Consider the following 13907-nt stretch of genomic DNA (forward strand, 5'->3'; position numbering starts at 1 on the left):
TCGGTGTCGAAAACCGGAAGGCAGAGCATCAGCTCTTTCCCGCGTCCGCGGGCTTGGCCGGCGCATCCGCGACGATCGCGCCCGGCTTCACCTTGCCGAAGCCGTCGACGACGATCCTGTCGCCAGCCTTGAGGCCCTCCTGCACCAGCCAGTCGTTGCCGATGCGCGGCCCCATGCGCACGTCATGCGAAGCGGCCTTGCCCTGGCCGTCGACCAGCCAGACATAGGTCTTGCCTTGCAGCTCCTGCACCGCTTTCTGCGGCACCAGGATCGCATCCGGCAGGTTCTGCGCGGCGACGACCACGCGCGCGAACTGACCGGCACGCAGGATGCTGTTCGGGTTGGGCACTTCCAGCCGCACCGGCAAGGTGCCGGTGGTTTTGTCGACGGCGGCGTCGATCAGGTTGAGTTTGGCGGCCTCCGGATATTCCGAGCCGTCGGCAAGCAGGATCTTGAACGCGGACTTGACGCCGCCTTCCGGCACGCGGCCGCCCCATTGATGCTGCAGCTCGAGCATGCGCTGCTCGCTGATGCTGAAGTTCACGTACATCGAATCGGTGGCGTAGACCGTGGTCAGCAGCGAGGAATACGCGGTGACCAGGCCGCCGGTGCGGAACAGCGCGCGGCCGACGATGCCGTCGATAGGCGATGTCACCGTGCTGTAGTCCAGGTTCAGCTGCGCGGTCTGCACGCCGGCGCGCGCCGCCTCGACCGAGGCCTTGCCGGCGCTGTTGCGCGCGGTGGCCGCATCCAGCTCCTGCTGGCTGACCGCGTTGATCTGCGACAGCGGCTGCACGCGCGACAGGTCGCGTTCGGCCTGGTCGAGCGTCGCCTGGGCCTGCGCCAGCGCGGCCTTGGCATTGGCCAGCGCGGCGACGTAGGGCTGCGAGTCGATGCGGAACAGGATCTGGCCTTTCTTGACGCGCTGGCCCTCGATCGCCGCCTGCTGCTCGAGCAGGCCGCCGACGCGCGGGCGGATTTCCGCGGTGTTGATCGCCTCCAGTTCGCCGACGTAATCGACGGTGACGGTCGCCGAGCGCGGCGTGATCGTCGCCAGCGTGACTTCGACCGGCGGCGGCGCGGCCGGCGGCGGCGCCTTCGAGCAACCGCCGGCCAGCAGCGCGGTCAGCACGACGACCGCAGCGGCAACGGGGTGGAGCAAGGCAGGCTTCGTCATGACGGATCCCTGATGCGCCATCGATCCGGCGCTGAGCCACTGGCTGTTATGAGTTGGTCAATCGCTAGCATGCTAATGTTTTCAGCATGACCGCCGCATCTTCAGACACGACCGTGCCGACCGCAACACCTGCCGACCAGCTGATCGCCCTGGTGCGCGATCTCACCCGCAGCCTGCGTGCCGACATCGACAGCCGCTTGGAGCCTATGGGCCTGTCGCAGGCGCAGTGGCGGCCGCTGCTGATCCTGCACAAGGCCGGTGGCCCGCTGAGCCAGACCGAGCTGGCGCGCCAGCTCGACATCGAGGCGCCGAGCCTGGTGCGGCTGCTCGACCGCCTGGCCGAGAAGAACTGGATCGAGCGCCGCAGCGCGCCCGGCGACCGGCGCGTGCGCCAGGTGTTCCTGATGCCGGACTCTCAGCAGCTGATCGCGCAGATCCTGCCGGTGGTGCACGAAGTCAAGGAGCAGGCCCTGGCCGGACTGGCCGCCGGGGAAATCGCGGTTTGCCTACAGGCTTTGGAGAAAATCCGCGACAACCTGAGAGTCAGCTCTGGCGAAAGCTGAAGGGCGCGGCGTTTTTCGTTCAGGATGATCCCTTAGACTATCCGGATTCTCGTTTTGCTCGGACCGTCATCTATGTCGTTACGGACGCCTGCTGCCGTGGGCCGCCTTTTGAACTATGCGCTCGCCTGCCTGCTCGCTCTGAGCGCATCGTCGGCCTTCGCTGCCGGCTTCGGTTTCGAGGACGTGGCCAAGCGCGCCAAGGACCTGTCCGCCCAGCCCTACCAGAAGCCGGACAACGCGCTGCCGCGCGAGCTCGCGGACCTGGGCTACGACCAGGTCCGCGACATCCGCTTCAAGCCCGAGAAGGCGCTGTGGCGCAACCGCAAGCTGCCGTTCGAGGTGCAGTTCTTCCACCCGGGCGGGCGCTACACGGTGCCGGTGAAAATCAGCCTGGTCACCGCCAGCGGCGTGCAGCCGGTGGCGTTCAACCCGGCGGACTTCGACTACGGCAACAACAAGCAGCTCGATCCGACCAAGTTCAAGGACGTCGGCTTCGCCGGCTTCCGCGTGCACGCCAACGTCAACGGCCCCGGCTACAAGGACGAGGTGATCGCGTTCAAGGACGCAAGCTATTTCCGCGGCCTGGGCAAGGACCAGCGCTACGGCGAATCCGCCCGCGGCCTGGCCGTGGACACCGCGCAGCTGTCCGGCGAGGAGTTCCCCTACTTCACCGAGTTCTGGCTGGCCTGGCCTTCGGCCAAGGACGACCACCTGGTGATCTATGCGCTGCTCGATTCGCGGCGCGTCACCGGCGCCTACCGCTTCGAGCTCAAGCCCGGCACCAGCACGCTGGTGAATGTCGACGCGCGCATCTTCCCGCGCGAGAAGATCGACAAGATCGGCCTGGCGCCGCTGACCAGCATGTTCTACTTCGGCGAGAACCAGCGCTCGCAGGTCGAGGACTACCGACCCGAGGTGCACGACTCCGACGGCCTGCAGGTGCACACCGGCTCGGACGAATGGATCTGGCGGCCGCTGTCGAACCCGCGGCGGCTGCTGGTCACCAGCTTCTCGACCACCAATCCCAAGGGCTTCGGCCTGATGCAGCGCGACCGCGACTTCGCCAGCTACCAGGACCTGGAGGCGCGCTACGACATCCGCCCCAGCGCCTGGGTCACGCCCAAGGGCGACTGGGGCGCCGGCCGGGTCGAGCTGGTGCAGATTCCGTCGCCGGACGAAACCAACGACAACATCGTCGCCTACTGGGTCAGCGACAAGCCCGCCGAGCCGGGCAAGCCGCTGGACGTGGCGTACTCGATCGCCTGGCAGAAAGAGGAGCCGACCCTGCCGCCGACCAGCTACGTGACCCAGTCGCGCCGCGGCCATGGCTGGATCAAGGAGCAGGACAACACCATCCAGATGATGGTCGACTTCGTCGGCCCGGCGCTGAAGGGCCTGTCCAAGGATGCCAAGGTGTTCCCCGGCCTGTGGCTGTCGGACAACGGCGAGCTGCTGGAGCGCCAGGTGTTCCCCAACGAAGTCACCGGCGGCTGGCGCCTGAGCTTCCGATTCCGCCGCCTCGACGCCGAAAAGCCGGTGGAAATGCGCGCCTTCCTGCGCCAGGACCAGCAGGCGATCTCGGAAACCTGGAGCTACATCCTGCCACCGTGATGGTGCTCGCCCGGGACAAAAGCGGACCCATCTGCTGCATTGCGGCACAATAGTCTCGTGAACGACACCCACGTCCCAACGGCGGCAAAAGGCGGCCGGATCCAGGCCTATCTCGAACGGCTGCGGCTTTCGTCGGAACGACGCGAGCGTTTGCTGCGCGACGCGCTGGCCGCTGCCGATCCCTGGTCGCAGGTCCACACCGAGCTGTCCGGCGGCAGCATGCCCGCGGGCTCGCCGCCGCTGCCGGCCTGGCAGTCGCTGCCGGAGCGCCTGCAGCAGATCTGGCCGGAAGACAGCCGGCGCCTGAACGAGCAGCTGCAGCGTGTCGTGCAGACCGACAACCACGGCAACGTGCGCCTGCACACGATGCCGCCGCTGCGCCGCGCGTTCATGCGGCCGCGGCCCTGGGCGACCAATCCTTTCAGCCGGCTGTGGCGCAACAACATCAGCGGACGCGGCCGCATGGAGTCGCGGCTGGAGGACGACGTCAAGCCGGATTCGCCGGACCCGATCGGCCGCTGGCGCTGGGCCGGCCTGGTGCGGCGGCTGGTGCTGCTCGGCTTCGTGCTCGGCCAGACCTATATCGCGGTGTACCTGATGACCGCGGTGCTGCCCTATCACGGCAGCCACTGGCTGGAGATGTGCATCCTGGTGCTGTACGCGATCCTGTTCGCCTGGGTCGGCTCGGGTTTCTGGACCGCGCTGATGGGCTTCTGGGTGCTGCTCTGGGGCAAGGACCAGTATTCGATCAACGGCTCGACGCCGCCCGACGTGACGATCGGCGACGACACCAAGACCGCGATCCTGGTGCCGATCTTCAACGAGGACGTCGCGCGCGTGTTCGCCGGCATTCGCGCGACTTACGACAGCATCGCGCGTACCGGCAAGCTCAAGCATTTCGAGTTCTTCGTGCTCTCCGACACGATCGACTCGGACACGCGCGTCGCCGAGCTGCAGGCCTGGCTGACGATGTGCCGCGAGGTCAACGGCTTCGACCACATCCACTACCGCCGTCGCCTGCATCGCATCCGCCGCAAGAGCGGCAACGTCGCCGACTGGTGCCGTCGCTGGGGCAGCTCGTTCAACTACATGGTGGTGCTCGACGCCGACAGCGTGATGTCCGGCAACTGCCTGGTGCGGCTGACGCAGCTGATGGAAGCCAACCCGAGCGCCGGCATCATCCAGACCGCGCCCTGGGCCGCCGGCCGCGAAACCATGTACGCGCGTATCCAGCAGTTCGCGACCCGCGTCTACGGCCCGCTGTTCACCGCCGGCCTGCATTTCTGGCAGCTCGGCGAGAGCCATTACTGGGGCCACAACGCGATCCTGCGCGTGGCGCCGTTCATGCGCCATTGCGCGCTGGCCAAGCTGCCCGGCACCGGCGCGATGAGCGGCGAAATCCTCAGCCACGACTTCGTCGAGGCGGCGCTGATGCGCCGCGCCGGCTGGAGCGTGTGGATCGCCTACGACCTGCCCGGCTCCTGGGAAGAAATGCCGCCGACGCTGCTCGACGAGCTCAAGCGCGACCGCCGCTGGTGTCAGGGCAACCTGATGAACTTCCGGCTGTTCCTGAGCCAGGGCCTGCACCCGGCGCACAGAGCGGTGTTCATGACCGGCGTGATGGCTTATCTGTCCGCGCCGTTGTGGTTCCTGTTCCTGGTGTTGTCCACCGCGCTGCTGGCGGTCAACGTGCTCAGCGAGCCGGTGTACTTCACGCAGAGCTACCAGATGTTTCCGAACTGGCCGGAATGGCATCCGGAATGGGCGGCGCGACTGTTCGGCGCGACCGCGACGCTGCTGTGGCTGCCGAAGCTGCTGTCGGCGATCCTGATCATCGCCAAGCCGAGCCTGTGGCGCGGCTTCGGCGGCCCGGTGCGGCTGTTCTTCAGCGTGTTCTTCGAGTCGATCTTCTCGGCCGCACTGGCGCCGATCCGCATGCTGTTCCACGCCAAGTTCGTGACCCTGGGTCTGCTCGGCGTCGAGATCAGCTGGAAGTCGCCACCGCGCGACGACGCCGAAACCCATTGGGGCGACGCGCTGCGCCAGCACTGGGGCGGCTCGGTGCTGGGGCTAATCTGGGCGGCCGGCGTCTACTGGCTGCAACCCGAGTTCCTGCTGTGGCTGCTGCCGGTGGTGGGCTCACTGATCCTGGCGGTGCCGCTGTCGGTGCTGTCGTCGCGGGTGCGGCCGGGCCGCGCGCTGCGCGAGGCGCGCATGTTCCTGATCCCCGAAGAATCGATGCCGCCGCGCGAACTGCGCTGGATGCGCCTGGCGCTGCGCCGCGGCCGCCGCCTGAAGGCCGGCTTCGTCGAGGCGGTAGTCGATCCGGTACTGAACGCGCTGGTCGCCGCCGACAGCATCCCGCGCCTGCGCCGCTCGGCCGACGAGCTCAAGTGGCGCGAGGAGCTGGTCGAAACCGCGGTCATCGAAGGTCCGGACCAGCTCAGCGAACGCCAGCGCAACACGCTGCTGTCCGACCCGGTGTCGCTGACCCGTGTGCATCAGCGGGTCTGGGCCTCGGCTGCGGCGCACGCCGGCTGGACGCTGCCACCGGCCTGATTGCATTGCCACCGGGCGGTGTTTTGGGCGCCGTATGTTGCACATGGATACACGCAGCGCGCAGCAAAGCGCCTGCGTTATAGTCGCGCCAAATTCTTGTGACGACACGTTTGTAAATAAATTGTCACGGCTGATTCATATCGCCTCAACGTGTTGTCCATAGAGTCTCGCGCAGATGCGAAAGGACTGACCCTATGTCATTGATGAATTCCAAGGACTTCGAGGCGACCCCCGAAGTGCGGCTGGCGCCCCGCTTCACTGCGGGCTTCGCGACGACGCCGCAGCAGATTCTGGAAACCCAGAAGCTGCGCTACCAGATCTTTGCCGGCGAACTCGGTGCGCAAATCGACGGTGGCGCCGACGGCGTCGACTGCGACGAATACGACGCCTACTGCCAGCATCTGACGGTGCGCGAAGTCAGCACCGGCGAACTGGTGGCCTGCACCCGCATCCTCACCGACGAAGCCGCGGCGCGTGCCGGCGGCTTCTATTCGGCCGGCGAATTCGAGCTGAGCATGATCGACTCGCTGCCGGGCCGGGTCATGGAAGTCGGCCGCACCTGCGTACGCGCCGAGCACCGCAGCGGCGCGGTGATCGCGACGCTGTGGCAGGGCCTCGCCGCGTTCTTCACCCAGCACGGCTACGACTACCTGTTCGGCTGCGCCAGCATCGGCCTGGAAGACGGCGGCGCCCAGGCGCACTCGATCCTGCGCCAGGTGCAGGCCAAGTACATGGCGCCGGCCTACCAGCGCGTGCGCCCCTACCATCCGCTGCCGCTGCCGGATTCCGAGCCGCCGCAGAAGGTGAAGATGCCGCCGCTGCTGAAGGCCTATCTGAGCCTCGGCGCCAAGGCCTGCGGCGACGCCTACTGGGATCAGGATTTCAACTGCGCCGACGTGTTCGTGCTGGTCAACGTCTCCGAAATCTGCCCGCGCTATGCCCGGCATTTCCTCGGCATCCAATCGACCACCAACGTCATCGGCCACGCCTGATCGCCTGATGCTGAAAGTGCTGACCGACAGCCTGCGCTTCATCGTCCGCGGGCTCTGGCTGATCGCCCACCTGTCGCTGGGCATGGTGATGGTGACGATCGTGCGCATCGACCGCGAGCGCCACATCCGCCCGGAACCGTGGACGCAGTGGTGGAACGCGCGGCTGTTCGGCATCTTCGGCCTGCGCATCCGCATCATCGGCAAGCCGGTCACGACCGGCCACGTCACCGTCGCCAACCACGTCTCGTGGATGGACATCTCGCTGATCGCGGCCTGCGAGCAGACACGCTTCGTCTCCAAGGCCGAAGTCGAGCGCTGGCCCATCGTCGGCGGCCTGGCGATCGCCTCCGGCACCTTCTTCCTGGTTCGCGGCAAGGGCGGCACGCGGCCGCTGCTCGACAAGCTGACGCCGTTCCTGCAGAAAGGCGGCAGCGTCACGATCTTCCCGGAAGGAACCACCAGCGACGGTAGCGGCCTGCTGCCGTTCCACCCGCGCCTGTTTGCCGCGGCGATCGACGCGAACCTGCCGGTGCAGCCGCTGCTGATCCGCTACGGCCGCACGCCGGACGGCCGCAACATCGCGCCCTATATCGGCGACGACGTGCTGTTCTGGCACATCCTGGCGATGCTGCGGAATCCGTCGATGGACGTGGAAGTGCGCTACCTGTCGCCGATCGATCCCGCCGGGCTGGACCGCAACCAGCTCGCCGAGCGCACCCGCAACGCTATCGAGGCGGTACTGAAACCCGAGGCGGCCGCCGAACACGCCGCCACACCGGCCGAAGCGGGACTGGCCGCCGCGTAGCCCGGGTGAAACCCGGGTTGCACCCGGGCTACCATGGCCTGACCGACCGCCACGCGAGCGCAGAGCCTCCATGTTCAACACCAACTACAGCGTCTTCGGCATCCTGATCCTGGTGCTGGACATCTACGCGATCATCAAGATCGCGTAGAGCTCGGCCGAGCCGCTGAAGAAGGCGCTGTGGATCGTCATCATCATCCTGCTGCCGGTGCTCGGCCTGATCCTGTGGTGGCTGCTGGGACCGAAGCAGTAGCCCGGGTGCAACCCGGGATCGGTCAGCCCCGGGTTGCACCCGGGCTACGGACCAAGGGCGTAAACTAGGCGCTGATTCCTTCAGCCCCAGGCGTCCATGTCACCCCCTCCAGAGTCCTCCGCTCCCGCCCGCCCCGCCCCCGTGGTCGCCGGCGTCAAGCTGCGCGGCGCCGAGAAGATGGCGCGCATCCCGGTCAAGGTCGAAGCCCCCGCCGAGGGCCTGCTGCGCAAGCCGGACTGGATTCGCGTGCGCCTGGGCCAGAGCGTCGAGGTCGACCGCATCAAGGGCATCCTGCGCGAGCAGAAGCTGCACACGGTCTGCGAAGAAGCCAGCTGCCCGAACCTGAGCGAATGCTTCGGCAAGGGCACCGCGACCTTCATGATCATGGGCGACATCTGCACGCGCCGCTGTCCGTTCTGCGACGTCGGCCACGGCCGGCCGAAGCCGCTGGATGCCGACGAGCCGGGCAACCTGGCGCGCACCATCGCCGCGCTGAACCTGAAGTACGTGGTCATCACCAGCGTCGACCGCGACGACCTGCTCGACGGCGGTGCCGCGCACTTCGCCAGCTGCATCCGCGAGTCGCGCATCCTGTCGCCGAAACTGACCATCGAAGTGCTGGTGCCGGATTTCCGCGGCCGCATGGACCCGGCGCTGACGATCTTCAGGGACACGCCGCCCGACGTGTTCAATCACAACCTCGAGACCGTGCCGCGGCTGTACAAGCAGGCGCGCCCGGGCAGCGACTACCAGTGGTCGCTGGACCTGCTCGAGCGCTTCAAGGGCTACCACCCGAATGTGCCGACCAAGTCCGGCCTGATGCTCGGCCTGGGCGAGGAGCCCGGCGAAATCGAGGCGGTGATGGAAGACCTGCGCGCGCACAAGGTCGACATGCTGACGCTGGGCCAGTATCTGGCGCCGTCGAAACACCATCATCCGGTGATGCGTTACGCGCATCCGGACGAGTTCGAGGCGCTGCGCGTGCTCGGCGAAAAGATGGGCTTTTCCCATGTCGCCAGCGGCCCTATGGTGCGCTCCAGCTATCACGCCGACCAGCAGGCGGCTCACGTCCTCGCATGAGGCGGGCGCGACGGTACACCGGCGCGCTGTTGCTGGCGCTGGCGCTGGCGGCAACGAGCGCGGCGCAGGCCGCGTCCACGGCCGACCTGCAGCGCTGCCGCGGCATCGCCGACGACGGCGCCCGGCTCGCCTGCTACGACGCGCTGCTGCCGGCCGCCGCAGTTGCACCGGCGCCGCCGGCGGCAGCGGTGGCACCGGCCGCGCCGGTCGCGGCCGCAGCCGTGGTTCACGCCGCCGATGACTTCGGCGCCGAAAGCGTCAAGAAGAGCAAGACTGCCGACAAGGCCGAAGACAACACGCTGCACGCGCGCATCGTCGGTCACATCGAGACCTCGAAAAAAGGTACACGCTTCAAGCTCGACAACGGCCAAGTCTGGCAGGACGTCGACGACCGGGAGCGCCTGCTCGACGTCGACGATGCGGCGGTGACCATCGAGCGCAACTTCATCGGCAGCTACTTCATGACGCTGGACGGCGACAGCGCCCGCATCCGCGTCCGCCGCATTCAATAGCCGGCCGGAAGCGGACCACCCGGTCAGGTGGCCCGCCGGCCAGCGCTTGGTGTTCGACAGGTCCTGTACCAGGGCGGCTCCTTGACTACAGTTCAGTCACCGCTACAAGGGATGGCGGTCCGGCGTAAGCGCGCCGGTCACTGACAGGAGAACAACGTGAGAAAAACAATCTGGCTGGCGATGCTGGCAGCGGGAGCCATTGCGGCCGCAACCGGAGCGCAGGCGGCGGCGCTGGTGATACCCGAGGGCAACCGGCTGATCGCCGATCAATACATCGTCGTGCTCAAGCCCGACGCGACACGAGCGCCGGTACGCCAGCTGGCGCTGAGCCTGGTCGGCAACGTCGGCGGCGGTGAACTGCTGCAGGTTTACGATCACGCGCTCAAGGGCTTCGCCGTGCGCCTGCCCGAGATCGCCGCGCAGACGCTGGCCGCGAGCCGCCTGGTCGAGCGCATCGAGCAGGATCAGACTTTCGAGCTGGTCGATACCCAGAGCGGCGCCGGCTACAACCTCGACCGCACCGACCAGCATCCGCTGCCGCTGTCCGGCACCTACTCGTATCCGTCCAACGCCGGCAGCGGCGTCAACGTCTATGTGATCGACACCGGCCTGCGCTCCACGCATACCGACTTCAGCGGCCGCGTCGGCAACGGCAAGAACTTCGCGCCGAACAGCAACGGCGGCCTGCTGTGTACCCTGCTCGGCATCAACTGTCCGGTGCCGGATCCGGCCAACACCACGGATTGCAACGGCCACGGCACGCATGTCTCCGGCACCGCGCTCGGCACCACCTATGGCATCGCCAAGAAGTCGCTGATCCATCCGGTGCGCGTGTTCAGCTGCAGCGGCTCCACCGCGACCTCGACGATCATCGCCGGCGTCGACTGGGTCACCGCCAATCGCGTGTTGCCGGCGGTCGCGAACATGTCGCTGGGCGGCAGTGCTTCGCAGACCCTGGATGACTCGGTGAGCGCGCTGATCAACAGCGGCGTCTCCGTCGTCGTCGCGGCAGGTAACGACAATGCCAATGCCTGCAATTCCTCGCCGGCGCGCCTGCCGGCGGCGATCACCGTCGGCGCCACCACCAGCACCGACGCGCGCGCCTCGTACTCGAACTACGGCAGCTGCCTCGACCTGTTCGCGCCCGGCGACCAGATCGTCTCGGCGAGCTACTCCAGCGACACCGGCTCGGCGACGCTCAGCGGCACCTCGATGGCCAGCCCGCTGGTCGCCGGCGTCGTGGCGCGTTACCTGACGACCACGCCCAGCGCGACGCCGGCCCAGGCCGCCAGCGCAATCACCGCCGCCGCGACCACCGGCGTCGTCACCAACCCCGGCAGCGGCTCGCCGAACCGCCTGGCGTATTCGCCGCCTCCGGCGAACTAGTCACGTCTGGCGGGTCGCGATCCGCCCGAAGAACGCTCCGTTATTCCCGCGCAGGCGGGAATAACGGCTTCGGGCGATTCACGAGCCGGCCACCTTGCAGTGCTCGTTCATCGGAATCTTGCCGAACGGATCGGCGTGGCGCGGATCGCAGATGAATTCCCAATCCGTCAGCGTGTCGAAAAACGCCAGCAGATCGTCGACCTCCTCTTCGCTGATGGTGAAACCGATCATCAGCGCGTCCTTGTTCGGGCTCTTCGAACCGTCACCCGCGTAGGCACCTTCGCTGATCACGCGTCCGCCTTTGGCATAGTGATCGACGATCAGCTCGCGCAGGCTCGCGATCGATCCGTCGTGCATGTAAGGCGCCGTCAGTGCGATGTTGCGCAGGGTCGGCGGACGGAAGCGGCCCATGTCGCCAGCCTTCAGCGTGAACTCGTACAGGCCCTGATTGCGCGTCGGATAGTTGCCCGAGTCCAGCGGATAACCGCTGGCCGGGCCGGCGATGTTGTACAGCGCGTTGTTCTTGTACTCCGTGGAATCCAGCTTCGATCCCGCATGCACCACCGAGTTCGCCAGGTTGAAGCCGTTGTGGCAGTGGTTGCATTCCAGCTGCTCGGAGAAGAACAGCGCCTCGCCGCGTCGCGCCGCATCGCTCATCGCGGTTCGATCCGGGGTGGTCGGATCGTGGTAGCGATCGTAGGCGGAGCGGCCGGAGATCAGCGTCGCCGTGAAAGCAGCCAGAGCCCTGGCGACGTTGTCCAGCGTAAACGGCTCGCCCTGGTCCGGGAACGCGGATTTGAATCGGGCCTGGTAGTCGGCATCGGCGCGCAAGCGATCCAATATTGTCTGCTCGTGACCCTGCCAGCCGAGTTCCACCGGATCCTGGTTCAACAGCACCACCAAGGCCTGTTCGCGCAGCGTTTTGATATTCGGATTGGCCCAGTTCTGGCGCGAGTTGTAAACGGCGTTGGTCAGGCTCATCGCATTGCGCGGATGCACGTCGCCCGCCGGACCGATCGCCGTGACCCTGCCGTCGGAGAAGGCCAGGCGCTGTTCGTGGCAACTCACGCAGGAACCCTGGCCATTGAACGCCACGCGCTGGTCGTAGAACAGCTGGCGACCGAGCGCGACCTTGGCCTCGGACATCGGATCGTCCGAGGCGACTTTCGGCTGTGGAAATCCGCTCGGAAGATCGAACACGTAGACATCGGGTGCGATGACGACGGGGCCTGCCCCGTCGCCTCCACCGCCGCCGCACCCGGTCAGTATCAGCACAGTCACGAGCATCAACAATGCCCGGGTGCGGACGGTGTTCATTCGCCGACCGAGAACAGCGCCTGCTCGCGGCGCGGCACCAGCGATGCCGGATCGAGCTGGTAGTCGAGGCCGAACTTCGGGATCACCGTGACGCATTCGGGATCGCCGGTGAACGACATGCAGCCGGGCGCGGTGTCTTCGGTGTTGTGGCCGATATCGACTTCGGAAATCATCGGCGCGATATCGGCGACGATCGGATGGCCTTCCTCGATTTCGGCGTAGTCCAGACAGATACGCGGCCGGTTCGGGAACACGCATTCCTCGCTGGGCGCGGCGCCGAAATCGCTGCTGCCATTGCTGCATCCGGTGCTGCCGAGGTGGACGAAGAAATTGGCCGGTGCGTCGCCGTCCGGATCCACGATCGAATCGAAGCGGAAGAACATGCGCCCGAACAGCCAGCTCCAGTCCATGCCGGTGACATTCAGCGGGCTCGGCGCGGTGGCCGGATCGCTGTGGCCGAGCTCGAACGGCACGCCCAGCAGAAAGCAAAGCCGCTCGTAGTCGTCTTTCTTCACTGCACCGGCCAGCGACAGATTGCGCACCTGCGCCGGCGCATCGCAGCCCTGCGCCTGGCCGAGCAGCGCGACGCCATGCCTGTCGTCCTGATAGACCGTGGCGTTGGGCTTGCTCGCCAGACGAACCGGCTGCGTTCCGGCTGCGTTTTCCAGCTCGAAATCGCTGGCGTAGTAGCGGAAGCCTTCCACGCGCAGATCACGCTGCGCTCCATTGCCGAGACCGTCGTAGACCTGGCCGCAGACGGCTTCCTCGCCGTTGACGGCGATCTTGAACGCGAGGTTCACCAGCTGCTCGTCGCCGGTCAGCGCCTGCAGCGATCCGGCGACGTTGTCGGCCAGCCTGGCCTGCTCGGCCGCATCCGTTGCCAGCTTGGTGAAATCGACATTTTCGAACCATTCCTCGTAGCGCACGGCAATCGAGATCGCCAGCTCGCGGGATGCAGCGTCCAGCGTCACCGGGGTCGTGAACGGCAGCGTCACTCTGCGCTTGTCGCCCGAGTATTTGGCTTGGATACAGGAATGCGTGGTCACAGCCGCTGCAGCCTCGTCGGACAGACCGGCCGCGGTCGCGTAGTAGCAGGGCGCGACATTGATGGCAGCGCCTTCGAGGCTGGTGTCCAGGCCGCTGTCGCTTGCCGGTGTCGCTTGTCCCGGCTGCAGTTCGACGACGATGCCGCAGTAGCGGCCCGGCCTGGCGGTGAGTGCGCCGAGATCGGTGGTCTCGCCTTCGACCACGCTGATCGCACCCTCCGGCGCGTCGCCACCGTCACCGCCGTGCGCATAGGCGCTAGCGATGGGACTGAGTTCGCGGGCGAAGCGCTGCATCAGCAAGCCGACCGTCGTGCCGCAGGACTGCAGCTCGATCGGCACCAGGTTCAGCAGGCCCAGCTGAAGATCGATCTTCACGCCGTCGCTGCGACGGAAGCTCACGTACTCGGACTCGCCCGAGTGCGCGGGCACGCGGATGCGGCTTGCGGTTTCATCATGGTGGTGTGTGGCCGCTCCGAGCGGCGTGGCGGTGATGCTGGCTTCGATTCCCTCGTCGCTGGAGCCCGAGCAGCAGGCCGTCAGCAACGTCAGGCCCAGCGTCGTGCAGGCGACGAGCGCCGTCTGCCGGATTGATTTTTTCATGTCGTTTTT

12 protein-coding genes are annotated in these 13907 nt (G+C 66.8%); 9 read left to right on the forward strand and 3 right to left on the reverse strand.

Annotated elements, in window-relative coordinates; translation table 11 throughout:
- Positions 1-28: 28 nt before the first annotated feature.
- Positions 29-1177, reverse strand: a complete 1149-nt coding sequence (locus ACQZF9_RS15010) for an efflux RND transporter periplasmic adaptor subunit (RefSeq protein ID WP_428309771.1) — start codon at positions 1175-1177, stop codon at positions 29-31.
- An 86-nt stretch (positions 1178-1263) separates the two neighbouring features.
- Between ACQZF9_RS15010 and ACQZF9_RS15015 the strand changes: the two genes are divergently transcribed.
- From ACQZF9_RS15015 to ACQZF9_RS15055, 9 genes are all read left to right on the forward strand, one after another.
- The gene (locus tag ACQZF9_RS15015) at positions 1264-1740 is read left to right on the forward strand and encodes a MarR family winged helix-turn-helix transcriptional regulator (RefSeq protein WP_428309772.1); all 477 of its coding nucleotides are present in this window, start codon (positions 1264-1266) and stop codon (positions 1738-1740) included.
- A gap of 72 nt (positions 1741-1812) precedes the next feature.
- Positions 1813-3351, forward strand: coding sequence for a glucan biosynthesis protein G (locus ACQZF9_RS15020; RefSeq protein ID WP_428309773.1), 1539 nt, complete (start codon positions 1813-1815; stop codon positions 3349-3351).
- A 57-nt stretch (positions 3352-3408) separates the two neighbouring features.
- The gene (mdoH, locus tag ACQZF9_RS15025; RefSeq protein WP_428309774.1) at positions 3409-5910 is read left to right on the forward strand and encodes a glucans biosynthesis glucosyltransferase MdoH; all 2502 of its coding nucleotides are present in this window, start codon (positions 3409-3411) and stop codon (positions 5908-5910) included.
- 194 nt (positions 5911-6104) lie between these two features.
- Entirely contained in the window at positions 6105-6902 is a 798-nt protein-coding gene (locus tag ACQZF9_RS15030) for a GNAT family N-acetyltransferase (protein WP_428309775.1), read from the forward strand.
- A gap of 7 nt (positions 6903-6909) precedes the next feature.
- On the forward strand, positions 6910-7707 hold the full coding sequence (locus ACQZF9_RS15035) for a lysophospholipid acyltransferase family protein (protein ID WP_428309776.1): 798 nt from the start codon (positions 6910-6912) through the stop codon (positions 7705-7707).
- Between the two features lie 196 nt (positions 7708-7903).
- Complete coding sequence (locus tag ACQZF9_RS15040) at positions 7904-7957, forward strand: hypothetical protein (RefSeq protein ID WP_428313439.1); 54 nt, start codon at positions 7904-7906, stop codon at positions 7955-7957.
- 96 nt (positions 7958-8053) lie between these two features.
- Positions 8054-9037 (forward strand): lipoyl synthase, encoded by a 984-nt coding sequence (gene lipA / locus ACQZF9_RS15045; protein ID WP_428309777.1) that lies wholly within the window; start codon positions 8054-8056, stop codon positions 9035-9037.
- Entirely contained in the window at positions 9034-9549 is a 516-nt protein-coding gene (locus ACQZF9_RS15050; RefSeq protein WP_428309778.1) for a hypothetical protein, read from the forward strand. The genes lipA and ACQZF9_RS15050 overlap by 4 nt, the downstream gene beginning before the upstream one ends.
- A 156-nt stretch (positions 9550-9705) precedes the next feature.
- Positions 9706-10935 (forward strand): S8 family peptidase, encoded by a 1230-nt coding sequence (locus ACQZF9_RS15055; RefSeq protein ID WP_428309779.1) that lies wholly within the window; start codon positions 9706-9708, stop codon positions 10933-10935.
- 78 nt (positions 10936-11013) lie between these two features.
- On the opposite strand, the gene ACQZF9_RS15060 is transcribed toward ACQZF9_RS15055, so the two are convergent.
- Together ACQZF9_RS15060 and ACQZF9_RS15065 are read right to left on the reverse strand one after the other, a co-directional pair.
- Positions 11014-12135, reverse strand: coding sequence for an MbnH family di-heme enzyme (locus ACQZF9_RS15060; protein ID WP_428309780.1), 1122 nt, complete (start codon positions 12133-12135; stop codon positions 11014-11016).
- A gap of 113 nt (positions 12136-12248) precedes the next feature.
- The gene (locus tag ACQZF9_RS15065; RefSeq protein ID WP_428309781.1) at positions 12249-13898 is read right to left on the reverse strand and encodes an MbnP family copper-binding protein; all 1650 of its coding nucleotides are present in this window, start codon (positions 13896-13898) and stop codon (positions 12249-12251) included.
- Positions 13899-13907 lie beyond the last annotated feature (9 nt).

This window comes from Hydrocarboniphaga sp., assembly GCF_965279055.1.
Classification (GTDB): domain Bacteria; phylum Pseudomonadota; class Gammaproteobacteria; order Nevskiales; family Nevskiaceae; genus Hydrocarboniphaga.